24 protein-coding genes and 1 riboswitch are annotated in these 23,798 nt (G+C 41.1%); of the genes, 14 read left to right on the top strand and 10 right to left on the bottom strand.

Annotated features, from left to right (window positions below; all coding sequences use genetic code 11):
* Positions 1-23: 23 nt before the first annotated feature.
* The 3 genes from ACLS0A_RS00480 to ACLS0A_RS00470 are packed head-to-tail and all read right to left on the bottom strand — an operon-like array spanning position 24 to position 2,445.
* Positions 24-968 (bottom strand): ABC transporter substrate-binding protein, encoded by a 945-nt coding sequence (locus ACLS0A_RS00480; RefSeq protein ID WP_194750142.1) that lies wholly within the window; start codon positions 966-968, stop codon positions 24-26.
* 8 nt (positions 969-976) lie between these two features.
* Positions 977-1,732: an ABC transporter permease gene (locus tag ACLS0A_RS00475; RefSeq protein ID WP_416081977.1), complete on the bottom strand. Its 756-nt coding sequence runs from the start codon at positions 1,730-1,732 to the stop codon at positions 977-979.
* Positions 1,732-2,445, bottom strand: a complete 714-nt coding sequence (locus tag ACLS0A_RS00470) for an ABC transporter ATP-binding protein (RefSeq protein WP_416081976.1) — start codon at positions 2,443-2,445, stop codon at positions 1,732-1,734. The genes ACLS0A_RS00475 and ACLS0A_RS00470 overlap by 1 nt, the downstream gene beginning before the upstream one ends.
* Positions 2,446-2,524: 79 nt before the next feature.
* Positions 2,525-2,615: riboswitch (TPP riboswitch) on the bottom strand.
* Between the two features lie 167 nt (positions 2,616-2,782).
* Between ACLS0A_RS00470 and ACLS0A_RS00465 the strand changes: the two genes are divergently transcribed.
* From ACLS0A_RS00465 to ACLS0A_RS00435, 7 genes are all read left to right on the top strand, one after another.
* Entirely contained in the window at positions 2,783-4,693 is a 1,911-nt protein-coding gene (locus ACLS0A_RS00465; RefSeq protein ID WP_416081975.1) for an FTR1 family iron permease, read from the top strand.
* 35 nt (positions 4,694-4,728) lie between these two features.
* Complete coding sequence (locus ACLS0A_RS00460) at positions 4,729-5,250, top strand: iron transporter (protein ID WP_416081974.1); 522 nt, start codon at positions 4,729-4,731, stop codon at positions 5,248-5,250.
* Positions 5,251-5,397: 147 nt separating this feature from the next.
* Complete coding sequence (locus ACLS0A_RS00455; RefSeq protein ID WP_416081973.1) at positions 5,398-6,795, top strand: Fe-S-containing protein; 1,398 nt, start codon at positions 5,398-5,400, stop codon at positions 6,793-6,795.
* Positions 6,795-8,117 (top strand): ABC transporter permease, encoded by a 1,323-nt coding sequence (locus ACLS0A_RS00450; protein ID WP_416081972.1) that lies wholly within the window; start codon positions 6,795-6,797, stop codon positions 8,115-8,117. The genes ACLS0A_RS00455 and ACLS0A_RS00450 overlap by 1 nt, the downstream gene beginning before the upstream one ends.
* Positions 8,104-9,240, top strand: a complete 1,137-nt coding sequence (locus ACLS0A_RS00445; protein ID WP_416081971.1) for an ABC transporter permease — start codon at positions 8,104-8,106, stop codon at positions 9,238-9,240. The genes ACLS0A_RS00450 and ACLS0A_RS00445 overlap by 14 nt, the downstream gene beginning before the upstream one ends.
* Position 9,241: 1 nt before the next feature.
* Positions 9,242-9,919 (top strand): ABC transporter ATP-binding protein, encoded by a 678-nt coding sequence (locus ACLS0A_RS00440; RefSeq protein ID WP_416081970.1) that lies wholly within the window; start codon positions 9,242-9,244, stop codon positions 9,917-9,919.
* 14 nt (positions 9,920-9,933) lie between these two features.
* Entirely contained in the window at positions 9,934-10,752 is an 819-nt protein-coding gene (locus ACLS0A_RS00435; RefSeq protein WP_416081969.1) for a D-hexose-6-phosphate mutarotase, read from the top strand.
* A gap of 70 nt (positions 10,753-10,822) precedes the next feature.
* On the opposite strand, the gene ACLS0A_RS00430 is transcribed toward ACLS0A_RS00435, so the two are convergent.
* Together ACLS0A_RS00430 and ACLS0A_RS00425 are read right to left on the bottom strand one after the other, a co-directional pair.
* Positions 10,823-11,782, bottom strand: coding sequence for an AEC family transporter (locus ACLS0A_RS00430; protein WP_416081990.1), 960 nt, complete (start codon positions 11,780-11,782; stop codon positions 10,823-10,825).
* A gap of 130 nt (positions 11,783-11,912) precedes the next feature.
* Positions 11,913-12,527, bottom strand: a complete 615-nt coding sequence (locus ACLS0A_RS00425; RefSeq protein ID WP_416081968.1) for a riboflavin synthase subunit alpha — start codon at positions 12,525-12,527, stop codon at positions 11,913-11,915.
* Positions 12,528-12,607: 80 nt separating this feature from the next.
* On the opposite strand from ACLS0A_RS00425, the gene ACLS0A_RS00420 reads away from it, so the two are divergent.
* The 4 genes from ACLS0A_RS00420 to ACLS0A_RS00405 all read left to right on the top strand — a co-directional run bounded on the left by ACLS0A_RS00420 (position 12,608) and on the right by ACLS0A_RS00405 (position 16,507).
* Positions 12,608-14,002, top strand: a complete 1,395-nt coding sequence (locus ACLS0A_RS00420) for an MATE family efflux transporter (protein WP_416081967.1) — start codon at positions 12,608-12,610, stop codon at positions 14,000-14,002.
* A gap of 9 nt (positions 14,003-14,011) precedes the next feature.
* On the top strand, positions 14,012-15,058 hold the full coding sequence (locus ACLS0A_RS00415) for a Gfo/Idh/MocA family oxidoreductase (RefSeq protein ID WP_416081966.1): 1,047 nt from the start codon (positions 14,012-14,014) through the stop codon (positions 15,056-15,058).
* A gap of 127 nt (positions 15,059-15,185) precedes the next feature.
* Positions 15,186-15,413, top strand: a complete 228-nt coding sequence (locus tag ACLS0A_RS00410; RefSeq protein WP_416081965.1) for a hypothetical protein — start codon at positions 15,186-15,188, stop codon at positions 15,411-15,413.
* The gene (locus tag ACLS0A_RS00405) at positions 15,377-16,507 is read left to right on the top strand and encodes a TonB-dependent receptor domain-containing protein (protein ID WP_416081964.1); all 1,131 of its coding nucleotides are present in this window, start codon (positions 15,377-15,379) and stop codon (positions 16,505-16,507) included. The genes ACLS0A_RS00410 and ACLS0A_RS00405 overlap by 37 nt, the downstream gene beginning before the upstream one ends.
* A 54-nt stretch (positions 16,508-16,561) precedes the next feature.
* Here ACLS0A_RS00405 and rplY read toward each other — a convergent pair whose 3' ends face one another.
* Complete coding sequence (gene rplY, locus ACLS0A_RS00400) at positions 16,562-16,849, bottom strand: 50S ribosomal protein L25 (RefSeq protein WP_103852596.1); 288 nt, start codon at positions 16,847-16,849, stop codon at positions 16,562-16,564.
* 232 nt (positions 16,850-17,081) lie between these two features.
* On the opposite strand from rplY, the gene ACLS0A_RS00395 reads away from it, so the two are divergent.
* The 3 genes from ACLS0A_RS00395 (at position 17,082) to xthA (ending at position 18,882) form a co-directional block, all read left to right on the top strand.
* Positions 17,082-17,690, top strand: a complete 609-nt coding sequence (locus tag ACLS0A_RS00395; RefSeq protein WP_103852597.1) for a DedA family protein — start codon at positions 17,082-17,084, stop codon at positions 17,688-17,690.
* An 8-nt stretch (positions 17,691-17,698) separates the two neighbouring features.
* The gene (locus tag ACLS0A_RS00390) at positions 17,699-17,980 is read left to right on the top strand and encodes a YcgL domain-containing protein (protein WP_416081963.1); all 282 of its coding nucleotides are present in this window, start codon (positions 17,699-17,701) and stop codon (positions 17,978-17,980) included.
* A gap of 98 nt (positions 17,981-18,078) precedes the next feature.
* Positions 18,079-18,882 carry an exodeoxyribonuclease III gene (gene xthA, locus ACLS0A_RS00385; RefSeq protein WP_416081962.1) on the top strand — a complete coding sequence of 268 codons (804 nt, stop codon included), beginning with the start codon at positions 18,079-18,081 and terminating at the stop codon, positions 18,880-18,882.
* 360 nt (positions 18,883-19,242) lie between these two features.
* Here xthA and ACLS0A_RS00380 read toward each other — a convergent pair whose 3' ends face one another.
* From ACLS0A_RS00380 to ACLS0A_RS00365, 4 genes are all read right to left on the bottom strand, one after another.
* Positions 19,243-19,611, bottom strand: a complete 369-nt coding sequence (locus ACLS0A_RS00380; protein ID WP_416081961.1) for a hypothetical protein — start codon at positions 19,609-19,611, stop codon at positions 19,243-19,245.
* 56 nt (positions 19,612-19,667) lie between these two features.
* The gene (locus ACLS0A_RS00375) at positions 19,668-20,318 is read right to left on the bottom strand and encodes an IS1595 family transposase (protein ID WP_416081960.1); all 651 of its coding nucleotides are present in this window, start codon (positions 20,316-20,318) and stop codon (positions 19,668-19,670) included.
* A 73-nt stretch (positions 20,319-20,391) separates the two neighbouring features.
* On the bottom strand, positions 20,392-21,621 hold the full coding sequence (locus ACLS0A_RS00370) for an HlyD family type I secretion periplasmic adaptor subunit (RefSeq protein ID WP_416081959.1): 1,230 nt from the start codon (positions 21,619-21,621) through the stop codon (positions 20,392-20,394).
* Positions 21,622-21,630: 9 nt separating this feature from the next.
* Positions 21,631-23,796: a type I secretion system permease/ATPase gene (locus ACLS0A_RS00365; protein ID WP_416081958.1), complete on the bottom strand. Its 2,166-nt coding sequence runs from the start codon at positions 23,794-23,796 to the stop codon at positions 21,631-21,633.
* Positions 23,797-23,798: the final 2 nt, after the last annotated feature.

The following is a 23,798-nucleotide window of genomic DNA, read 5'->3' as shown; positions in this document are numbered from 1 at the left end:
GCACTTTTTACCTAGCCTATTTCTTATTCCACTTGAATGGCATAATCAGACAATTTAGGAATCTGCTTAATCAGGCCTTGTTGTTGCATAAATTGTGCCATTTTCTCATAACGTGCGTTATCTAAGGCGCTTGGACGTAAACTTAAACGTGGCAAGGTATCACGCCAAGCCAAGCGATTGAGTTCGTTGTCTAAATCTTGTGGTTTATAGCTCACAAACGCCTGCCAACTTTGTTGTGGGTGGTTTAAAATATAAACGCTGGCTTGTTCAAGTGCGGTCAAAAATGCACGAATTTTTTTCGCAGGAAGCTGATTTTTATTAGCCACGACAATCAATTCATCATACATTGGCACGCCCTGTTCTTCTGGATAAAACGCCTTGCCCGGTTTCTTTTCTATCTCCATCTGATTTAGCTCAAAATTACGAAATGCCCCGATCACCGCATCTACTTGTCCGCTAAATAATGCAGGAGAAAGCGACCAATTCACGTTCACTAATTCCACATCATTTAAAGAAAGGTGAGCAGATTTCAGCATTGCACCAAGTAACGCATCTTCAAAACCGCTCACGGAATAACCGATCTTTTTCCCTTTTAAATCGGCAATTTGTTCAATACCGCTATCTTTTAGCACCACAAGGCTATTTAACGGCGTTGAAATTAAGGTGCCAACACGCACTAGCGGCAAACCTTCTGCCACTTGCATTTGCAGCTGTGGCTGATAATCCACCGCTAAATCTGCCTGCCCTGCTGCCACTAATTTAGGCGGCATTGAAGGATCAGCAGGCTCGATAATCTCAACCTGCAACCCATTTTCCGCAAAAAAGCCTTTTTGCTGCGCCACAATAATGGCAGCGTGATCTGGGTTGACAAACCAATCCAGCAATAAGGTTAATTTTTCTTTAGCTTGCGCGCTAATGCTCATACCTAAAGCGAAAATTAAACTGCATAAATACCATTGTTTTTTCATTTTTTCTCCTAACGTAAATGACAGACCCAAGGAATAATGCGGTGAAGCAATTTATCTATCACGAAATACAGCAAGAGTGCGATAACCACCAAAATAAACAACGCCGCGAACATTAAGCTAATTTGAATTCGTGCATTGGCTTGCAACATTAAATAACCAAGCCCTTGTGATGATCCTACCCATTCCCCCACGATCGCCCCAATGGGGGCAACAGAAACCGCAATGCGCAAGCCCGAGGCTAATGCAGGCAAAGCGGCAGGTAAGCGAACCTTAAATAATAATTGCCTTGATGAAATTCCCATTGTTTGCGCCAGCTCTAACCATTGCTTTGGGGTGTTACGCAAGCCGTCATAACAGGCAGCAGTAACAGGGAAATAAATAATCAAAATGGTCATCGCAATTTTTGATGCAATGCCATAACCAAACCAAAGTACCAATAATGGTGCAATAGCAAAAACGGGGATCGCCTGCGAGGCAATTAAAATGGGCAATAAAAAGGCTGAAAGTGTTTGTGAAGAAGCCAGCAATAAGGCTGAAAGCAAACCAAATAAAAACCCCAACACCAACCCTAACAAAATTTCCCATAAAGTAATTTTGGCGTGCATAAATAATAAAGCCCATTGTGAAGACACTTCATTTAGCACGGCAACAGGTTCAGGCAATAAATAATGTGGGATCGCAAAAATTGAAATCGCCCCTTGCCAGCACAAGGCGAAAAATAAGGTCATTATCAATGCTCGAAATAGGCTTTGCCACGACAACATTAATCTTCCCCCATTAACTGCTTAAATAAATATTGCTGTAATTGCCATAATTTCTCTTGCGAAAAATCTCTTGGCGCTTTGCCTTGCGGGCAAATGGGCGGTGAAAGCTGAACGGGTTGTTGGTGCAAAATATAGATTTTATCCGCTAGCAATAAGGCTTCTTGTGGATCGTGGGTGATAAGCAACACAGTTTTATTAGCCAATAACTGATGTGAAAGCTGCTGTAATTGCAAGCGGGTTACGGCATCTAACGCGGAAAAAGGTTCGTCCATTAAAATAATCTCTGCATCTTGCATTAGCGTTCGAGCCAACGCCACGCGCTGCCGCTGTCCGCCAGAAAGCTGATAACAAGGCTTATGCAAATGTTGTTCCATTTTCACCGCACTTAATAAAGTGCGGGCTTTTTCTTCCGTTTTTTTCGTTTTGCTATGAGTAAAATGCTGATAAAGCTGAACATTATCTAAAATAGACAGCCAAGGATACAAGCTATCCTGCTGCGCAAGCCAAGCGATGTTGCCTGAACATTGAATACGCCCTTGCACAATCGCTTGATTTTCTAACCCAGCAATAGCACGCAATAAGGTTGATTTCCCCACGCCTGATGCGCCAAGCAACGCCACCCACTCCCCTTGCGATACGCTAAAATGAAAATGCTCAAACAAAGGTTGCTCAGCAAAACTGAGTTTAAGATCGGAAATTTCGATGGCTTTCATCGTTCATTCACCAATCAACGTGATGGAAAAAAGCCGTTAAAAATAAAAGAAGTGCGGTGAGAATTTAATAAGAAAAGAAGCGTTTGCATAATTAGTTTCCTACGTCAGTATTAGCTGTATCAGGTTCACGGGTATCATCTCAGCTTAAATAAGCACCCCGACTAATGGAAAACAGTGTAACGGAAGTTCAAATAAAAATCAAAAGGTTAATCGTCAGCAAGAACTTGATCTTCATCAAGAAAGGCAAAATGCCTGTTTTTTCTACTTGATAAATATTTTAATAGGCGGATAATAGTGCGGAAATAAGAATAACTTTTATTTAGATTAGAGAATAAAAATGGTGTTTTTGCGTTATTGTCGTTATCTGCTGTGCTTAACTTTACTCTTTTTTACTTCTTTTTCCTTCGCTTCTGAAAACTATCAACAATGGGTGCAAGACATTGAAAATCGTCTTGATAAAACTGCTCAGCTTTACCAAGAAAAGCAAATTGATGATGCGCGTACCGAAGTGCAAATGGCGTATTTTGAAGTGTTTGAAAACTTAGAAGGGCCAATTCGCATTAACTTTTCCGCACAAAAAAGCTATCAAATGGAAGCCACCTTTGGCGAAATCCGCAAAATGATCGGGGAAGGAAAAGCCTTGTCAGAAGTGCAGGATAAAATTGCTCAACTAAAACAAGATCTGCAATTAGTCTTACCAGTTTTAGAGCAAGGTCATCAACTCAATGCCTCCAATCAACACGATGTTTATCAGCACGCAGAAATTGATCCTTACTGGCAAGAAAGTTTTAGAACCATTGATGATCTGCTCGCCCAAGCCATCAGCACTTACCAAAAAGGCGATTTTGCACAAGCGAAAAAATTGGTACAGCAAGCGCAGTATGATGGCTATAAAAACAGCGAAATGGAAATGTCCATTCGTAAAAATCGTTCTGCCGCCATTTCTGCCAGCATTAACCAACAATTTTACGATCTCATCAAATTAAGCGAACAACCTGAGCAAATTAATGCCTTAGGTTACCAAATCACCACGCTGCTACAAGATATTGAAGAACAACTGCCACAGCTGCCGACTACCCAAATTGCACAAGCAACCAATCAAAGTGCGGTGCAAAATTCGCAAGATTTTGCTGATAACAAAAACTGGGCAGATGTAGCAAGCCAAGTCAATCAAGGCATTGCTGATGCTATTGCACTCTTTGAAAAAGGCGAAAACAAAAAAGCGATGCTTGCGGTGCAAGATACTTATTTCGATATTTTTGAAAATAGCGGAATGGAAAACAAAATTGGCTCGCGTGATAGCAATTTTAAAACAGAAATTGAGGGCTACTTCACCCGCTTAGTGAGCCTGATGAAAGCTAATCAGCCCACCGAACAACTGCATCAACAAGCACAAGGTTTAGCACAAAACCTAAATAAAGCGGTGGAAATGTTGCAAGGCAATCAACAAAGTGATTGGGCAATGTTCCTTTATAGCTTCTTAATTATGCTGCGTGAGGGCTTAGAAGCCTTGTTGATTGTGGCGGCGATTGTAGCTTATTTAGTGAAAAATAATCATCAAGATAAATTGCCGGTAATTAAACAATCAGTCTATGTGGCGTTAATCGCCAGTGTTATCACCGCCGCTATTTTCCAGCTGGTATTTTCTAATTCAGGGGCAAGCCGCGAACTGCTCGAAGGTTTCACGATGATGATTGCGGTGGTAATGCTCTTTATGATGAGCTATTGGCTACTTTCCAAAGTGGAAGCGCAAAACTGGAAACGCTATTTAGAAGGCAAACTGTCCGCCGCACTCAGTACCGGATCGCTCATTGGTTTATGGATCACCAGTTTCCTTGCGGTGTACCGCGAAGGCGCAGAAACCGTGTTGTTCTATTATGCACTGGTTGGCGATGCCACTAACGCGATGAGTTATGTGTATTTATTCGCTGGCATTGTGGCGGGCGTTGTGGTACTTGCTATTTGCTATGTAATTATGCGTTATTCCGTGGTGAAGTTACCACTGAAACCGTTCTTTATGTTTACTGGTTCTTTTATGTATTTAATGGCATTTATTTTCGCAGGAAAATCGGTGCTAGAACTGATTGAAGGAAAACTGTTTGAGCCAACACTGGTTGCCAATATGCCAGAAATTTCGTGGCTCGGCATTTATCCTTACATTGAAACCCTAACGCCTCAGGCTATTTTACTTATCGCAGCCGTTTTCGCTTTGTTCTATATGAAACACCAAAGCAAAAAACAGGCTTAATATTGATTTTTAACCTTTAATAACTAGGAGTTCCTATGAAAAAAACATTCGTTGCAGCGACTTTATTAGCAGGAATTTTAACTGCCCCTTCAGCCCTTGCCTTCAAAGAATACCCAATTGGTGAAGCGGTAACAATGAATGGTATGGAAATTGCTGCCGTTTATTTACAACCTATTGATATGGAACCGCGTGGAATGGGCTTATCTGCGAAAGACTCAGACATTCACCTTGAAGCAGATATTCACGCCACCAAAGGCAATGACAACGGCTTTGGCGAAGGCGAATGGATGCCATATTTAACCATCGCCTACACCTTGGTAAACACCGATACCGGTGAAAAACAAGAAGGCACATTTATGCCAATGGTCGCAGGCGATGGCCCACATTATGGCGCAAACATAAAAATGATGGGCGTGGGTAACTACAAAGTCACCTATCACATCGACCCACCATCAAAAGCCGGTATGCACCGCCACACCGACAGCGAAACAGGCGTAGGCCGCTGGTGGAAACCTTTTGATGTAAGCTATGAGTTTAAATTTACTGGGTTGAAATAATCCATTTTCAATCAGCAAAATAAATAAAAATTAACCTAGCACGTCTGTGCTAGGTTTCATTGTTACTAAAGTTACTCAAATACGATTTTTCTCATTGTTTTGTTAGCAGAATAATTAGAAAAATTTAGATTTTTGATTGAGATTATTATGAACTACTACTTCGTTTTTTTCCTTCAATCTGTTTTGCCGGTTGCTTTGCTATTAGGCGTAAATTGGCTGAAATATGACAACTTTCATTTAAAACGAATCCTTTGGCTTTCTCTACTGGGGCTGAGCTTTGGGGCGGTGGGCTATTTGCAACTTCCCGCTTATCAACCCGTTAAATTAGGGCTAGCCCTTTTCTTCATTGCCACCTTAGGGGTGTTTTATATTTCGTCGTTCTTCCGCTCAATTAAACTTGCCTATTTTTGGCAATTTGTGCTTTGTTTTGCCGCAGGTGTGCTATGGGCGCGCGATCCGAATATTTCCGCCATTACCAACACGGACGTAATTAACACGGATTTTATCTTGCACATAAGTGCGGTGATTTTTGCCCTAATTTTTTGCTTTTTATTTGCATCTTGGCTTTATCTTTTATTAAAACAAACGAAAACAGCGAAAAAATGCACCGCACTTCCCTTTTTGCTGATTTCGCTCACTACTCTATTTATACTCTTGCCATTAATCGGTGAAGTATTACTTGGCTTGATGAAATTACAAGTGATTGATCTCACCAAAGCGCGGTTAAGTTTCGTGGCAAAATCCAGCAACTTAATCAGTTATAGCAATTATTTTATCGCCGCACTGACGACATTAAGCCTGATTTTATTTGCACTTAAAATCCATTCAGCTAACAAAACTGTGGTAAACAATACGCTGCAACCCATTGAAAAACGGAAAAAATTAGCCCTATTACAAACCAGCCAACGCACGCTTTTGTGGGGAAGCATCGCCTTATTTACCATTGTTTCCGCGCAGCTTTATTGGGATCAAATTGCTTCTCGCCCACCGCAACTTTCTGAAGCCAAACCTGTTAAGCTCGATAAACAAAACACTATTCACATTCCGATTGAAGAAGTGAAAGACGGCAAGCTATACCGTTTTGTATGGATTGCCAGTGATGGCAAAGCGGTGCGTTTTTTCCTTATCAACCGCTCAAGCAAAAATCTCAGCCTAGCCGCGGTGTTTGACGCTTGCATTTTATGCGGCGATCAAGGCTATGTTATGGAAGGGGATCAAGTGGTTTGCGTGGGCTGTGGCGTGCGAATGTTTATTCCGTCTATCGGCAAACCGGGCGGTTGTAACCCTGTGCCGATTGAAGATTGGCAGCAAACAGACAGCGAAGTGATCATCAGCAAAAAAAGCCTTGAAGACGGCTTAAACTATTTTTCCACCATTGTGGAATTAACGGTGAAAGATCCTGTGGACGGCACAACATTGAAAAATACCACAGCGGAGCATAAATATAATTATGCGGGCAAAACCTATTTCTTTGCCAACGAACAAAATCTCAATGCTTTCCGCGATCACCCTGAAAATTATGTGGCGAAAGAGGAAAATCCCTAATGCTCAGTCGAATGTTATTGCAATCTTGGCGGCACGGTTTAAAGCGCAAATTGCTCGCCATTATGACTATTTTTCTCGCCGCGGGGCTGGTTTCTGCCCTGCTTGCGGTGTCCATTGATATTGGCGATAAAATGGCGCGTGAGCTGAAATCCTATGGCGCTAATATTTTGATCGAACCTGCCAGCAGCGCGGTGCTTTCCGCAGAAATAAACGGCGGAAATAGCCTTTCTACGCAGGATTTTTTAGATGAAAAAGAATTGCCTAATGTGAAAGATATTTTCTGGCGTAATAACATTGTGGGCTTTGCGCCACTGCTCAGTGCAGAAGTGGAAGGCAAAAATCTAACGCAAAATAATACCCATAATATCAGCATTTTAGGCACGTTTTTCGATCGTCCCATTGCTATTCCTGATGAAGATGACTACCACACAGGGCAACGCATTATTAGCCCTTATTGGAAAGTGCAAGGGCAATGGGTGGACGATAACCAGAAAAATGTTGACGAAAATATTCCCGCACTTTTAGGCAATCAATTAGCCAATCGCACGCAGTGGAAAATAGGTGATCAAATTCAGCTGAATTATCACGAGGGCGAAACGCAACGCCAGCTTGATCTTCATATTGTCGGGATTTTAAGCACCGGTGGTGCGGAAGAACAGCAGATCGTGCTGCCCTTAAGTGCGGTGCAAAATTTGTTAAATTTATCTGGCAAAGTCCAAGCGATCAAGGTTTCTGCGCTTACCGTGCCAGAAAATAAACTTTCGCGCAAAGCCCGAGATAACCCTGATGCCTTAGCCGCTGAAGAATACGATCGCTGGTATTGCACCGCTTATGTGTCTTCGATTTCTCATCAGTTAGAAGAAGCCATTTCAGGCGCAGTCGTTCGCCCAATTTGGCAAGTTGCGGCTTCTGAAGGGGTAGTAATTGAAAAAATCCAGCTTTTGCTCGCCGTGGTAACCGTTGCGGCATTAGTCGCTGCGGCGATGGGGATTGCTTCACTGATGACCACTACCATTATCGAACGGAGTAAAGAAATTGGCTTGATGAAAGCCCTTGGCGCTTACCAATGGCAAATTGTCTTACTGTTTTATTGCGAAGCCATTATCAGCGCGCTGCTCGGTGGTGCGCTTGGTTGCGTAGCAGGTTGGGGGCTGGCCAAATTTATCGGCATTACCCTATTCGGCTCGCCTTTAGATTTTGCTTGGATCGTGGTGCCTTGCGTGTTGGTGCTGTCAATGATCATTGCCTTAATCGGCACTTGGTTCCCTGCTCATCGCATTGCCCAGCTTTACCCTGTGGAGGTGCTATATGGTCGCCAATAAAACGCGTACGATGTTTTGGCGTTTAATTATCAATGCGTTACGCTTACGCTTGCAACGGGTGATGATTATTTTCGCCGCACTCACTGTAGGGGCGAGTATTGTTACCGCAATGGCCGCGGTGTATTTCGACATCAACACCAAAATGAGCCAAGAACTGCGCACCTTTGGGGCAAATTTTTACATCGGTTCAAACAGCAGTGGCTTGATGAATGAAACGGATTTCAACCACATTCTTAGCCAAGCTCCACAAGGTTTAATCACCGCAGCTAGCCCTTATCTTTACGGCGTCGCTCGCGCGGATCTAGAAAAAGTGGTGATAATGGGCGTGTGGTTTGATGCAATGCGAACCCTTTCCCCTTATTGGCAAATCACAGGATCCCCCATTGGCGTGAATTTTGATGATCGCAACGCGATGATCGGCAAATCCCTTGCCCAACGGTTAAACCTTAATCTTGGCGATAAAATCACCTTGAACAAAGGGGCAGAAAAGCACCACTTCACCATTAAAGCTATTGTAGAAAGTGGTGATGCCACGGACAATATGCTGATTGTCAATCTTGAATTTGCCCAACAATGGCTAGATAAAACAGGCTTAATCACCAATGCGCTTCTGAATGTGAAAAACGATCAAGGGCAAGTCAGTCAATTCGCCCAACAATTACAACAGCGCTATCCTGATCTTGCCATTCGCCCGATTCTTAAAGTATCTGCCTCAGAAGGGCAAATTTTGGATAAAATTAAAGGTTTAATGGGCTTGATTTCAGTGGTGATTTTGATTCTCGCCACCCTTTGCGTGAACACCACCTTAATTGCCATTGTGGGCGAACGGGCGAAAGAATTTGCGCTGCAAAAAGCCTTAGGCGCAAAACAGCAAGATATTATTAAGCAAATTGGCACAGAAATTTTACTCATCGCATTTTGCGCTATCATCGTGGGGCTAATCTTAGGGTATTTACTGGCACAAATTCTCGGTATCACCGTGTTTAAAGCCTATATTGATTTGCGCTTGCCTGTGATTCCAATCACAATTCTGCTCTCGCTCACCGTGGCTTTTGTTGCCGTGATTGTGCCAACGCGCCGCGCTTTAGAAATTCAAACTGCCAACGTTTTAAAAGGCGAATAAAATGGAAAAATACGTTATTGAAACCCAACATTTATATAAACGCTTTGGGCAAGTAACCGCCCTTGAAGACATTAATATCCAAATCGCTGAGGGAGAATTTGTTGCCATAATGGGGGCATCAGGCTCAGGCAAAACCACACTAATGAACATTCTCACTGGGCTTGATACGGCAAGCGCGGGCAAAGTGATTTTAGATGGTGTGGACGCCGCGCAACTCGATGAAATTGGCCGCCAACGCTTTCGTGCAGAAAAAATCGGCTTGGTATTCCAACAATTCCATTTAATCCCTTACTTGACAGCGTTAGAAAATGTAATGCTCGCACAGCATTATCACAGCGTTGTTGATGAAGAAGCTGCCAAAGCAGTCTTAGCGCAAGTGGGACTAGCACACCGTTTTGATCACCGCCCAAGCCAGCTTTCGGGTGGCGAACAGCAACGGGTTTGTATCGCCCGCGCCCTGGTTAATCAACCCCCAGTGATTTTTGCCGATGAACCTACTGGCAACCTTGATGAAAAAAATGAAAAATTGGTGCTAGATTTGCTCACCGAACTCAATCAGCAAGGGCGAACGATCGTAATGGTGACGCATAATCCCGAACTGGGTAAGCTCACTAACCGCACCATTTTCCTACAACACGGAAAATTTTTGCGCGAAGAAGTGAATAATTCACATTATTAAAGGAGAATAATTTAATGACAACAATAACAACCATCAAACAACTCACCCCAGCATTAAGTTTGCAGCAATATAATGAAATCCCCGTGATCGCGTTAGATCACCCAGTGGGTAAAGCCTTGATCTCGCTTCAAGGCGCACATTTATTTAGCTGGCAGCCGAAAGGCGCACAGAAAGACGTGCTTTGGCTGAGTGAAATTGAACCCTTTACCTTAGGCAATGCCATTCGTGGTGGCGTGCCAATTTGCTATCCTTGGTTTGGTGGCGCAAAATCCCCTGTGCACGGTTATGCGCGCATCAGTTTATGGCAGCTCAGTGATTATGAAATTGAAGAAAATAAAGTGCGGTTGGAATTTTGTTTATTTTCTTCAGATCATTTGATTGAAGCCAAAACCACAATGATCTTTAGCCAAGATTGCGAAATTATTTTTCAGCATTATGGACAAGAACCTGCTCAACTTGCTTTGCACAGCTACTTTAATTTAAGCGATGTGACCAATGTGGAAGTGCAAAACTTGCCTACCGAATGCTTCAACGCATTAACGCAGCAGCAAGAAAATGTGCCTTCCCCACGTTTCATTGATCAGCATATTGATTGCATTTATACCGTGCAATCCCCTGTTTCGCATCACATTGTCGATAAAGGGGACGGGCGTACAATTAATGTGGCACATCATAATGCAAGCAATGTAGTGCTGTGGAATCCTTGGCATAAAGCCACTGGAGGAATTAGCGAAACAGGTTATAAAACAATGGTTTGTTTGGAAACTGCAAGAATTGCACAACCGCTCCAACAAGGCGAACACTGTGCGGTGAAGATCTCGCTTAATCCATAAAGTGCGGTGCTTTTTTAACAAATTTTAGGGCGAAGATTTTCGCCCTTTTGTTTTTTATTGAACGTTATTCTTACACCCAACCCATTTGGTGCAAAATGGTTAAGCCCAAGGCAGAGATAAACATTGATGCGAAAGTGGTGATGCCAATAATGTTCGCTGCGGTGTTGGCGTTGCCCCCCATTCCACGCACCATTGCATAAGCCGCGGCCGCCATTGGAGTGGCATTCATTAAGAAAATCACGCCTAAATTCACGCCGCTAAAGCCAAATAATTTGCCCAGTAACACCATAAAAATCGGTGCAACAATCACTCGCCCAATGCTTGCCCATAAAGAAATGCCTGAAATTTTATACAAGGCTTTTAATTCAATGCTGACACCAGCACAGATCAACGCAAGCGGTAAGGTCATTGTGGCGAGATATTGGATTGTGGTGAGCATAAATTTAGGAATGGCGAGTTTCAAATAACTGGCTAAAAAGCCTAATACTATGCTGATAATTAAGGGATTTTTTACCACATTTAAGATCATTCGTGGAATATTCACTTTGCCATCAGAAAGAGATCGGCTTAAGGTGATCACGCCTAACACATTGTAAATAATCGCCGTGATGGCGGCATAAATGGTGGCTGGCACTAATGCAGCATCACCATAGGCATTTAGGCAAAATGCTAGCCCTAAAATACTACAATTTCCGCGATAAACCCCTTGCACGAAAGTGCCACGTTCTCGCTTTTCTTGCACAAATTTTGCAGCGAAAATTTCTGCACAAAGGAACAGTAATAAGGTTCCTAGCACGCACGCCCAAATCATCACCAATTGTTCATTCAGTTCGGCAATGGGATTTTTAAACACGTTAAGAAAGAGTAAGGCGGGCAAGGTGATTTTGAACACCACGCTGGTGGCTTGCTGGCTGAATTTATCGTCAATGACCTTGCGTTTTCGCAGCCCGATGCCGAGTATTAACAACAATAAGGTCGGTAAAGTTACGCTTATAGAAAAAAGCGCGGAACTCCAAAAATCATTTTGCATATTGCCTCCATATCGCCGTTGCGTGCCGTTTACTGCGTATTGCCACATCGTAACACAGAATGCGATTAAAAAAAGTGCGGTGAAAAATTTCGTGATTTTCGACCGCACTTTAGTTTTTCATTTTATGCCATTATTCGCCACGGCTGGCTAAATAACGTTCTACCGTATCCACAATGGCTTGCGTTTGTGGATCAATTTCAATATTCACTAAATCCCCCACTTCACGCTTGCCGATCAAGGTGCGATGAATGGTTTCTGGAATAAGGTTCACGCAAAACTCATTGCCTTTCACTTCGCCGATAGTCAGGCTGATGCCATCAATGGCGATAAATCCTTTGGTGAGAATATATTTCATCAAGGCCGGATCTGGCAACTCAAACCAAATTTGCAAGTTATTTTCTGACACAATACGCTGCGAAACCTTGGCGGTGGTGTAAACGTGGCCAGACAAAATATGTCCGCCGATTTCATCACCCATTTTCATCGCACGCTCAATGTTCACCCAATCCCCTTGGCACAATTCGCCTAAATTGGTAATGCGTAGGGTTTCGGTCATTAAATCAAAGCTGATGAGATCCCCTTCAATTTTGGTTACGGTTAAGCAGACACCGTTATTTGCCACAGACGCACCAATTTCCAGATTTTCGGCTAATTCCTGTGGCATTTTCACTACCTGTGTTCTAAAATGCGGTTTTTCATCAATAGAATGAATTTGGGCTACGCCCTGCACGATTCCTGTAAACATAATTAGCTCTCTTATCTTAAAAATCATCACCGTAAATTCGGTAAAACTTGCAATAGTATATAACAAATTCGGATATTTTTATGTTATTTAGTTTCATTCAACATCATCGCCAAGAAATGGGCAAATTGGTAGCGATCGCCTTCCCCATTTTACTGGCGCAATTTGCCCAAAACTCAATGGGCATTGTGGACACCATTATGGCGGGACGAGTGAGTGCCGCAGATATGGCAGCCATTTCAGTAGCGGGTTCAATCTGGTTTCCACTAGTATTGCTCGGACACGGCTTACTGCTTGCCTTGCCACCAATTATTTCTTATCTTAATGGTTCAGGGCAGCGTCATCGTATTGCTCATTATGTCCATCAAGGGCTATGGATTGTGGCATTGAGCTGTATTCCTATTGGATTAATTATTTACTTCAGTGATTATGTTGTTAGCCATATGGGAATGGATCCAAAACTGGCGCATATCACCATTGATTATTTGCATATTATGCTTTGGGGATTACCGGGCTATTTACTAATGATCAATTTCCGCTGCTTAAACGATGGTATTGCGAAAACCAAACCAGCAATGGTGATTACCTTTGCCGGCTTATTACTCAATATTCCACTCAATTATATTTTCATTTACGGCAAATTTGGTGTGCCTGCTTTTGGTGCAGTGGGCTGTGGCATTGCAACAGCAATTGTAAACTGGGCAATGTGTTTGATGATGATTGCCTACTCTCGTCAAGCACGCAGCCAGCGTGATTTAAAGGTGTTTGAAGGGTTAATCGAAAAACCAAATATAACGACATTAAAAAAAGTGCTAGGCTTAGGCTTCCCTATTGGTATTGCGCTATTTTGCGAAGTGGCATTATTCGCCCTTTCTTCACTTTTACTTTCACCTCTTGGTACAGAAGTGGTCGCTAGCCACCAAATTGCACTAACGACCAGCTCCTTTATTTTTATGTTGCCAATGTCTTTAGGAATGGCAACTACCATTTTAGTAGGGCAACGTTTAGGCGAAGGGTTACTGCAACAAGCAAAAGCAGTATTCTATTCAGCGCTTGCTGTAGGGCTAAGCCTAGCCTGTTTTACCGCACTCATTGTGGTTTTATTTAATCAACAAATTCCTAAAATTTACGTTTCAGATCAAGACGTGATTTTAATCGCTAGCCATTTGCTGTTGATTTCTGCCTTATACCAATTTTCCGATACCATTCAGGTGATCACCGCAGGAGCATTGCGTGGCTATAAAGACACCAAATCTATTTTATACATCACAATGTTCTGTTATTGGGGCATTGGAATGCCATTGGGCTATATTTTATCGCGCACCGATTGGCTAATGCCAAGCATTGGTGCGGCAGGATTTTGGGTGGGCTTTGTGGTGAGCTTAACGGTTGCCGCCGTGCTGCTTATCCAACGTATTCGCAAAATTCAGGCCTTACCTGAACAGCAAATTTTGCAAAAATTAAAAGAAATTCAATAGGAAAATCAAATGGAAAAAATCATTAATGTCGCCATTGCAGGCTTTGGAATGTCCGCCAAAACCTTTCATATGCCTTTTTTAGATCTCGATCCGCATTTTCAAGTGCGTAAAGTGTTTGAACGCAGCAGCGAAAAAGCGAAACAGGCCTACCCTTATATTGAAGTGGTGCACCAGTTTGAACAACTGCTTAGCCCTGAAATTGACTTGGTGATTATCACCACGCCTAATCTCACCCATTACGAAATGGCAAAACAAGCGATTTTAGCGGGCAAAAATGTGATCGTGGAAAAACCGCTCGCCATTTATCCCGAGCAAGCACAAGAGCTAGATAAACTCGCCAAACAGCATAATGTAATGCTTTCCGTTTACCAGAATCGCCGTTGGGATAATGGTGCTTTAACAGTGAAAAAACTGCTTGAAAATCAAATGTTGGGCGAAATTGTGCATTATGAAATGCGTTACGAACGATTTAGCCAAAAACCGAATAGCAAAGCCTGGAAAGAAACGGGCGAATTTGGCTCTGGACTGGTTTATGATTTAGGCGTGCATTTGATCGATCATTGCGTAGATTTATTCGGCATTCCCACCGCACTTTATGCGGATATGAAAGCACAACGTGCAGGCGCAAAATCAGAAGATAACTTTGAAATTATTTTCTATTATGCAGACAAAAAAGTGGTGTTATCTTCCACCAAATGCGCCCGCGAACCTGCCCCTTACATTATGTTGCAAGGCACGAAAGGCAGCTACATCAAAGCCACAATGGATAACCAAGAGGCCCTATTGCTCAAAGGCATAAAACCACAAGGCGATTGGAACACTGAGCCTGAAAAAGACTGGGGACTGCTGCACACCGAAATCAACGGCATTGTAATCCGCAGCCCCATTGAAACCGAACGCGGCAACTACCAAGCCTATTACGATAACATTTACGCCGCTCTCCGCGAGCAAGCCCCATTACAAGTTACCGCTCAACAAGCTACTGAAGTGCTAAAATTGATTGCGTTAATCTATGAAAGTGCGGATAGGGGAATGCGAATGGCTATCAACTTATAAATAAGAATAATTCTCATTGATTAAGGCAATGTAGTTACTCTATAATCGCCCTTGTTTTTATAGGCAAATGAAAGGAAAGGAGCTTTTCTTTTATTTATAAGTTCAACAAATTATCAATGAGAAATTTATGCAATATTCCATTCCTGTAAAATTCTGTGCAATTTACACCGCACTTTTCTTTGGGATTTCTTTTTCCGCTTTAGCTGAAACGAGTCAATCATTAGATGAAATCAATGTGGTTACTGAATTAGAAAAATTCAAAGCCACCAATAAGCTCAAATCAGAGGTCAATTTAAGCCTTTTAGCCAAATGCGTGCGATGGATTTTATCACTCGCACCACAAGCGGAAATCTAAAATTACAAGGTCATCATTTTACTGGCGCATTAAGTCATCATTGGAATGTGGCTTTTGATGCGGTACTACGCGAACGAGATTTCGATCAAAGCCCCGTGCTTAAAGCTTTTTCTGGTGGTAATCTCTACGCCCCGCACTTTGCTCAAGTGGATAACTTCAAACCTTTAGTGCAAGGCAATACGGATCAAAAATTAAAATCTTACAGTCTTGCCTTAGCCGACACGCTCGGGTTATTTGACGAGCAAATTCGTTTAACCTTAGGCGGTCGCTTACAATGGATCAAACAAACCAATTATCAAACCAACGCCACAACGGGAGAAAAATCCGTTAAAACAGACGGCAAAGCGCACCGCTTTAGTCCAATGCTTACCCTTGCTTGGGTGCCAAATTCCAATTTTGTCCTTTATGGAAATTATTTGGAAGATCTTGAACCGGGTTATGTAGATGAAGATGGCACAATGGCTGATCCGCGTGTAAGCCGTCAAATTGAGCTAGGCGCAAGAAAAAACTGGAGTGAAACCTTCACCACCACACTTAGCCTTTACCAAATCACACGTCCCGGCATCATCAGTGCAAAATCTGCCACAAAATATCACCGCACTTCAGGGGAAGAACAAGGTAAAGAACGCAATCGTGGGATTGAATTTAACCTTTATGCAAACTTACTTGAAGGCCGTTTACGTCCAAGTTTTGGCATCACTTATAACAAAGGCGATCTCATTGATTTCTCAAGCTATGCTGGGGAAATCATCAATGGTACTCAAGTGGCAAGCCCACGCATTATTGCCAAAGCAGCCGTAGAATGGGAACCCAGTTTCGCGCCAAATCTGTTATTAAGTAGTGCGGTGCAATATTATGGAAAATCCTACCAAAATTACGCAAAAACCTACGAATTTCCATCTTATACCACCGTGGATCTTGGCGCGAAATATCGTTTCCAAATTCGCCAAAACCAAGATCTTATTCTGCATGTTGGGGTAGAAAATCTATTCAATAAACATTATTGGCAGGTGCAACGCGGAAAATATGACCGCAGTTTTGCTTTGGTGGGAATGCCACGCACTTATTGGGCGAAAATTGAATATGCGTTCTAAAATAGAGATAACAAAAAAGCACCTTAAAAAGGTGCTTTTTTATTCAACGCAAAATTAAACGCGTTTGAAGTCGATGTGAACTAATTTTGGTTTGAATGGGTGGCGTTGCATTGCTTGTACTTTCACAGCCACTTCTTTACCATCAATCACTAAAGTGATCACGTCTGAATAGAAAGAATCGTGTACTTGAGCGTTGTTTAATTCATCGTGGTTTAAGATGATTGAAACAGGTTCTGCATTCCCACCATAAACGATTGCAGGAATTTGACCATTATGACGCAGGCGGCGGCTCGCACCCTTACCTTGCGCTGTACGCACTTCAGCGTTAAATTTGAATGACATAGTTGTATTCTCTTTAATAAAAAGTTAATCGAAAAAATCGCAGGCGACCCAGCGATTTCACAAAATCAAGCTCAAAGAAATCTTTGAGACCGCAGATTATAATCAATGCCCGACCTTAAGGCAAATAGAAATCTGCTTATTGCCATATTTTTAATAGCTATTTTCGCAAAAAAAGTTACAATAATCAGCATTTTGAACTTAACCATTCTGACAAATTAAATGCGGATTTGATATGGAATTTTTAATCAACTTTTTTACCGATTATGGCTATTTCGCCGTTTTGTTTGTTTTGATCATCTGTGGCTTCGGCGTGCCAATTCCTGAAGATATTACCCTTGTGTCAGGCGGCGTCATTTCTGGCTTAGGCTACACCAATCCGCATATTATGTTAGTGGTGAGTATGTTGGGGGTGTTAATTGGCGACAGCACAATGTATTGGTTAGGCCGCGCTTATGGGGTAAAAATCTTGCGCTTCCGTCCAATTCGCAAAATGCTTACCTTAAAACGCTTACAAATGGTGCGTTCGCAATTTGATAAATATGGTAATCGAGTTCTCTTCACCGCCCGTTTTCTCCCCGGCTTAAGAGCGCCAATTTATATGGTTTCAGGCATTACCCGCCGTGTAAGTTTTGTCCGCTTTGTGCTGATTGATTTTCTTGCTGCCATAATTTCTGTGCCAATTTGGGTTTATTTAGGGCATTTTGGCGCAAGTAATTTAGATTGGTTGAATGAGCAAATCCACAAGGGGCAATTCGTTATTTACGCCATTATCGGCGTAGTGGCCCTGATTGTATTGTGGAAATGGAAAAAATCACGCAAAAATAAACAAGCTGAACAATAGGAAGCCTTATGCTCTGCGCTATTTATAAAAGTAATAAAAAAGAAGGAATGTATTTATACATTGCCAAACGCGATGATTTTTCCCCAATTCCCGAAACCCTACTCGACAGCTTCGGCACGCCTATTTTTGTGATGTTATTTAATCTTAAAGGCGAAAAATCGCTCATCAACGCAGATAACCAAGAAGTGCTAGAAAAAATCCAACAACAAGGCTTTTATCTACAAATGCCAAAAAAAGAAGAAAATTTGTTGGAAATTCATAAAAAAAGTACCGCACTTTTGAATAAATAATTAAAGAGCGGTGAAATTTTTTATCATTTTTGAAATCTTACAAACCTTAGTATAATGCCCGTCTGATTTTTATTAATGAATAATTAGGAACTTATTGAATGAAAGTAATGTCTTTTAATATCAATGGATTGCGAGCTAGACCTCATCAACTTGAAGCCATTATTGAACAGTATCAGCCCGATATTTTGGGATTGCAGGAAATTAAAGTCGCTGATGAAGATTTCCCTTATGCGTTGGTGGAACACTTAGGTTATCACGTTTATCACCACGGGCAAAAAGGGCATTATGGCGTGGCATTTTTGTTGAAACAAGCACCAAAAGCCATTCACAAAGGTTTTCCGACTGATGAAGCGGACGCACAAAAACGCATTATTATGGCGGAAATGGAAACAGAATTTGGGTTGCTCACGGTAATAAACGGCTATTTTCCACAAGGGGAAAGCCGCAAGCACGAAACAAAATTCCCTGCTAAAGAAAAATTCTATGCGGATTTGCAACGCTATTTAGAGCAAGATCACAATAAAGACAATCCGATTATTATTATGGGTGATATGAATATCAGCCCGAGCGATTTGGATATTGGCATTGGTGAAGAAAATCGTAAACGCTGGTTGCGCACTGGCAAATGTTCATTCTTACCTGAAGAAAGAGAATGGTATAACCGCTTATATGCCTACGGTTTAACAGATACTTTCCGCCACTTAAACCCGACAGTTAATGATAAATTCTCGTGGTTTGATTATCGCTCAAAAGGCTTTGATGATAACCGCGGCTTACGCATTGATCATATTTTGGCAAGCAATAATTTAATCGAACGCTGTACCGATACAGGCATTGCCCTTGATATCCGTGCAATGGAAAAACCTTCCGACCACGCACCAATTTGGGCGGTGTTTGAATAAAATGACAAGTGCGGTGTGAATTTTTGGAAAATTTTAAAAATTTACACCGCATTTGATTAATTAATATATCCTTTAATACTCATCATCTATTAAATAGAGTTTTCGATAAACTTTATTACTCCAAATAAAATCAATTAAAACCCTTTATCTATTGTTTATTTTTATCACTTTATTTATAATAAATGTCATTTTCCCCACAGATAAAAAAGGAAATTAACATGAAAATATTTCTTGATGTATTTATTAATAGCATTTTTCCACACTGGCATAATCAGCATTCATTTTTGATTGGTTGAAACTAGCGAAACCTGAGAAGCCATAACCAACGGTCACTTGACCTAACATATCAGAACCATAATATTAATTTCTATACTTCATATTTTCTATACAAGTTTTAGTATTATCTCCATCTTGGGCTAAGCACCATTTTAAAGGTGGCCTAAACCGATAGCCAATATCATATAAGCATTGATTAACTAAAGCATCTTTTCTTCTATAAAGCTTCATAAATTCATCATCTTCTCTTTTATCAGAAGTTGAATTATAAAATTTATTTTCCAAATAAAAATAACGACTGCTCATTTTTGATCTTGAAAAATCATCACAATATTTAAAGTGTTTATATGGTGCTTTTTCCCCATCCTTAACCCAATAATTAAGTGAGCCTGGTGAACCATTAGCCAAATAGCATCCTGATAACAACAAGAGAGAAAATAATAATATAGACATTCTCATTATTTTTCTCCTCCTGATTATTTAAAATAAGGGGCTGTAGTAGATTAGCCCTAAATTTCACACCATTTTCGCAATATTTTTAACTGCTCTTTTGGTGTCCCAAAGTTAAACCGAAATTCACATTCCTTCAAGAATAAAGGAAAGTTTTTTCGGTTAATTCCATTATATTTTCGCAGTATCCGCTTCACCTGATTCCAAAAATTTTCAATGCCATTAATATGATTTTGTTTCACCGCAAATAGCTCGGAATGATTGATTCGTTCGTGGTGAAATTCACTCACATCAAGCGCATCATAACTGCGATAAGTGTCCGTATAAACCCAGCTATCAGGCTTGATTTTTCTTTTAACAGGGAGTAATGTTTCACTCTTGGTGTTTTCAACCACAACAGTAAATACCTTTCCTTGTCGTTTTAGTAACCCAAAAACAGCAACTTTTCCAGCCGCTCCTCGTCCTCGTTTTCCCTTTCGATGACCACCAAAATAGCTTTCGTCTAGTTCAATTTCCCCCTCAAAAATCTCGTTAACTTCAAGGGATAAATGATAGCCAATCACAAGCCTGATTTTATGGTAGAACAAAGCGGCTGTATTCGGTTGAATATCTAGCAAATTTGCTGCCGTTCTTGCAGTAACTTCTGCGACAAAAAACTCAAGCAGTTTTTTCTGTATAGATTTCTTTAATTTACAATATGTTATCTTCATTTTTGTAGTATAGCATTGTTGCTAATCTACTACAGCCCCTAAAAAAGAATTGTACATTTCAAAAGCTAGTTTATTAACGCTCTTGTAATGCCTGTTTCATTCTTGTTATTGGTTTTGTCAAATATTCAAATACGGTTTTTTCACCGGTTTTAATATCAACTGTGGCAACCATTCCAGGAAGAACAGGTAAAGTATTTCCTGTTTTATCTGTAAGATGGCTACCGTCCGTTTCAATTAGAACACGATAAAATGACGCATTCGGATTAAGTTTTAACTCATCACCAGCACGTTTATCTTGTAGTGTGCCGGGGCTAAGTAAAGTAACCACACCATCTAATCCGCCATAAATAGCATAATCATAGGCGGTTAAACGTACCACGGCTTTCATTCCTGGGTGCACATAGGCAACATCTTTTGGGTTAATATAAGCCTCTACGAGCAATTTTTCTTCGATAGGCACAATTTCCATAATATCTTGCCCAGCTGAAATAACCCCACCGATGGTATTCACTTTAATATTTTTGATTACCCCTTTTAATGGTGCTCGAATAAGTGCGCGCTCCACAGGATCTGCTCGCATTGCTAGGTTTTCTTTTGCCTGATCCAATTCCCCCTGCACTCTGGCAAGCTCTGCATTGGCATCATTAATATATTTATGCTCACGCTCTGAAATTTGCAATTTCAGCTCTGATGATGAGCGTTTCATTCTCAACAATTCCACTTGAGATACCGCCCCTTTTCTCACCATCGGCTCTGTAATATTAATCTCAGAATCAAGAAGTCTTTTACTTTCTTTTAAACTTTTAAGTGCGGCAAAAAGTGCTTCTCTTTTTGCTTTATAAACCCCTTCTTCACGCTTCACAATATCCGCTGGAAGGGTTTCAGGAAAGACAGGATTTTTCCCTTCAATTTCTGCTTTTAAGCGAATAGAAATCGCCTCAAGATTATCCACTTTGGCTTGAATTTCACGCAACACCGCTGAAGTTCGGGTATCATCAAGTTTTAGTAAAACTTGCCCTTTTTCCACTTGTTGCCCTTCTTTTACAAGCATTTCGCTCAAAATACCCGGATCTAAACTTTGAATAATCTGTTCACGGCTACTCGGAATAATGCTTCCTTGCCCTCTTGTTACTTCTTCTAATTTACTAAAATACGCCCAAATAAGAAAAACAAGTAGGAATGCACCTAATAACCATAAAATCGCAAAGGTTTTTTGGTGCTTTTCTTCTTGCATTGCGGCGTGTAAATCAGTCAATAAATGTAAATCTTTACTATTTACAACGTTTTCTTTGTTATCTTTCATTTGATCTCACTACGCTCCATTTTTCGTTGCAGCTTGAGAATTTTGACCCTGTGGGTTATTTTGCTCATTCAGTTTTTGTAAGACAGCATCTCTTGGGCCGTCCATCACAATTTTGCCGCCCTCAACAACGACAACTCGGTTTACCAAACGTAATGCAGACAAACGGTGTGTAACCACCACTAACGTGCGATTTGCCGCCCATTGTGCAATAGCATTCAGGGCTTGTAATTCATATTGTTGGTCAAAGCTGTGTGTTGGCTCATCTAACAATACAACTTTGGGATCTTTTAACATCATTCGAGCCAATGCAATGGCTTGACGTTGTCCACCAGATAAACCTTGTCCATTTTCCCCAAGTGGCATATCTAAACCGCGTGGGTGGCTACGAATAAAATTCATCAATCCTAAGCGTTGTAATGCTAGTAATAAAGTTTGATCGGAAGGATAGCTATCTGTACGCGCGATGTCTAAATTATCACGCAACGTTCCCAAGAATAAACGAGGGTTTTGCTCAAGCAATAACACTTGATTACGCAAATAATAAGGATCAAGCTGTTGCAAGTTGATGTTATCTAAAGTGATACTCCCTTCAGTCGGACGATATTGATTTACCGCTAATTTAAGTGCGGTGGATTTTCCGCTACCAATTCTTCCCAAAATCGCAACTTTTTCACCTGGTTGAACGCGTAAATTAAAGTTTTTTAGCACAGGCGCATCTTCATCACTATATTGAAACGCTACATTAGTGAAATTTAATTCACCCTTAACTTGTTTTAAGCTAACGTAATCACGATCGGAAGATTTTTCAATCGGACGCTGGATAATCGCATCAACCCCTTTCAAGGCAACCCAAGCCTGTTGGAAGCGAATAGCTAATCCTGCAATTTGCCCTAATGGCGCTAACGCACGCCCAGATAAAATTACCGCAGCAATTAATGCCCCCATTGTAATGCGTGAGGACACTTCTTCAGCGTGAATGAGATAAGTGCCGTATAGCACTAAAAATACGGTGTTTAGCTGCTGTAATGCTGTAACAAGATTAACCACAAAGTTGCTAATATCTTTCACTTTAATGGAAGAATAAGAACTTTTTGCGGTAAAGAAATCCCAGCGTTTTTGCGCCCATAACATTGCATTGTTATTTTTTAGCGTTTCAATCCCCTCAATGGCTTCTACTGCCAAACCTTGGCGCTGGGAAGATTCGCGCATTGATTCATTAATCGCTTTTGACAATGGGAATTGCGCCAGCACACCAATCAGAATAACCAGTGGAATTAAAATACTTGGAACAATTGCCAATTTTCCAGCAATCAAGCCAATCACGGTAATAAATAATAATAAGAAAGGTAAATCAACTAAGGTGAGCAAACTTGCACTGGTCAAAAACTCACGCACAGATTCAAAATCACGCAAGTTATTTGCATAAGATCCCGAAGAAGCTGGGCGATCTTGCATTTTAAGCGACATTACTCGTCTAAATAACATCGAACTAATGATCAGATCGGCTTTTTTCCCCGCAATATCGGTTAAATGCCCCCGCAAGGTTTTTGCTAAGAACTCAAAAGAAATCGCTAAAAATACCCCAATACTTAGCACCCAAAGGGTTTCATAGGCTTGGTTTGGAATAACGCGATCATAAACATTCATTACATAAAGTGAGCTGATCAATGCCAAAATATTTATCATAAAAGTGGCAACAATCACTTGATAGTAATATTTTTTAAATCGCCAGATAATGCGAAAGAACCAAGATTTTGGTAGCTCATATTCTGGCAGTTCAGAACGTGTATCTTGAGCCAATTTCGGCTTGATAAACCAGCAATAACCTAAATATTTCGCATTCAGATCTTTTTCTGCTAGATCTACAAATAAGCCACTTTCTTGCGCTAAACGGTAATAGCGTTTCCCTTCTTTGTTTTCCTTAATTTCAACTAAAACCGCCGCTTCTTCATTTTTCAACAAAATCACGACTGGCATTGCTAATGAAGGAATTTCATTTAACGGACGCTCGGAAATACTATTATCAAAGCCTTCACTTCTTAAATATTCACAAAGTGCGGAAAAATCCGCACTGTTACCGCTTTTGCGAATTGTATGCGCACTTAATGTCGCCACAGATAATGGCGAACCTAATAATTGAGTTGCCAGTGCGAGATGTTCAATAATATTTTTCATTT

The organism is Avibacterium volantium (genome assembly GCF_049366555.1).
In the GTDB taxonomy this organism is placed as follows: domain Bacteria; phylum Pseudomonadota; class Gammaproteobacteria; order Enterobacterales; family Pasteurellaceae; genus Avibacterium; species Avibacterium volantium_A.
The sequence above is the reverse complement of the archived record's forward strand: the minus strand, read 5'-3'. Positions and strand labels throughout refer to the sequence as shown.

What these genes read in the sequence shown, in the direction of transcription:
- ACLS0A_RS00480 (WP_194750142.1), bottom strand. Translation starts at nt 968, where the DNA reads ATGAAAAAACAATGGTATTTATGCAGTTTAATTTTCGCTTTAGGTATG.
- ACLS0A_RS00410 (WP_416081965.1), top strand. Translation starts at nt 15,186, where the DNA reads ATGCAATATTCCATTCCTGTAAAATTCTGTGCAATTTACACCGCACTT.
- ACLS0A_RS00465 (WP_416081975.1), top strand. Translation starts at nt 2,783, where the DNA reads ATGGTGTTTTTGCGTTATTGTCGTTATCTGCTGTGCTTAACTTTACTC.
- ACLS0A_RS00375 (WP_416081960.1), bottom strand. Translation starts at nt 20,318, where the DNA reads ATGAAGATAACATATTGTAAATTAAAGAAATCTATACAGAAAAAACTG.
- ACLS0A_RS00450 (WP_416081972.1), top strand. Translation starts at nt 6,795, where the DNA reads ATGCTCAGTCGAATGTTATTGCAATCTTGGCGGCACGGTTTAAAGCGC.
- ACLS0A_RS00415 (WP_416081966.1), top strand. Translation starts at nt 14,012, where the DNA reads ATGGAAAAAATCATTAATGTCGCCATTGCAGGCTTTGGAATGTCCGCC.
- ACLS0A_RS00435 (WP_416081969.1), top strand. Translation starts at nt 9,934, where the DNA reads ATGACAACAATAACAACCATCAAACAACTCACCCCAGCATTAAGTTTG.
- xthA (WP_416081962.1), top strand. Translation starts at nt 18,079, where the DNA reads ATGAAAGTAATGTCTTTTAATATCAATGGATTGCGAGCTAGACCTCAT.
- ACLS0A_RS00365 (WP_416081958.1), bottom strand. Translation starts at nt 23,796, where the DNA reads ATGAAAAATATTATTGAACATCTCGCACTGGCAACTCAATTATTAGGT.
- ACLS0A_RS00475 (WP_416081977.1), bottom strand. Translation starts at nt 1,732, where the DNA reads ATGTTGTCGTGGCAAAGCCTATTTCGAGCATTGATAATGACCTTATTT.
- ACLS0A_RS00430 (WP_416081990.1), bottom strand. Translation starts at nt 11,782, where the DNA reads ATGCAAAATGATTTTTGGAGTTCCGCGCTTTTTTCTATAAGCGTAACT.
- ACLS0A_RS00405 (WP_416081964.1), top strand. Translation starts at nt 15,377, where the DNA reads ATGGATTTTATCACTCGCACCACAAGCGGAAATCTAAAATTACAAGGT.
- ACLS0A_RS00445 (WP_416081971.1), top strand. Translation starts at nt 8,104, where the DNA reads ATGGTCGCCAATAAAACGCGTACGATGTTTTGGCGTTTAATTATCAAT.
- ACLS0A_RS00380 (WP_416081961.1), bottom strand. Translation starts at nt 19,611, where the DNA reads ATGTCTATATTATTATTTTCTCTCTTGTTGTTATCAGGATGCTATTTG.
- ACLS0A_RS00460 (WP_416081974.1), top strand. Translation starts at nt 4,729, where the DNA reads ATGAAAAAAACATTCGTTGCAGCGACTTTATTAGCAGGAATTTTAACT.
- ACLS0A_RS00425 (WP_416081968.1), bottom strand. Translation starts at nt 12,527, where the DNA reads ATGTTTACAGGAATCGTGCAGGGCGTAGCCCAAATTCATTCTATTGAT.
- ACLS0A_RS00440 (WP_416081970.1), top strand. Translation starts at nt 9,242, where the DNA reads ATGGAAAAATACGTTATTGAAACCCAACATTTATATAAACGCTTTGGG.
- rplY (WP_103852596.1), bottom strand. Translation starts at nt 16,849, where the DNA reads ATGTCATTCAAATTTAACGCTGAAGTGCGTACAGCGCAAGGTAAGGGT.
- ACLS0A_RS00420 (WP_416081967.1), top strand. Translation starts at nt 12,608, where the DNA reads ATGTTATTTAGTTTCATTCAACATCATCGCCAAGAAATGGGCAAATTG.
- ACLS0A_RS00470 (WP_416081976.1), bottom strand. Translation starts at nt 2,445, where the DNA reads ATGAAAGCCATCGAAATTTCCGATCTTAAACTCAGTTTTGCTGAGCAA.
- ACLS0A_RS00390 (WP_416081963.1), top strand. Translation starts at nt 17,699, where the DNA reads ATGCTCTGCGCTATTTATAAAAGTAATAAAAAAGAAGGAATGTATTTA.
- ACLS0A_RS00455 (WP_416081973.1), top strand. Translation starts at nt 5,398, where the DNA reads ATGAACTACTACTTCGTTTTTTTCCTTCAATCTGTTTTGCCGGTTGCT.
- ACLS0A_RS00395 (WP_103852597.1), top strand. Translation starts at nt 17,082, where the DNA reads ATGGAATTTTTAATCAACTTTTTTACCGATTATGGCTATTTCGCCGTT.
- ACLS0A_RS00370 (WP_416081959.1), bottom strand. Translation starts at nt 21,621, where the DNA reads ATGAAAGATAACAAAGAAAACGTTGTAAATAGTAAAGATTTACATTTA.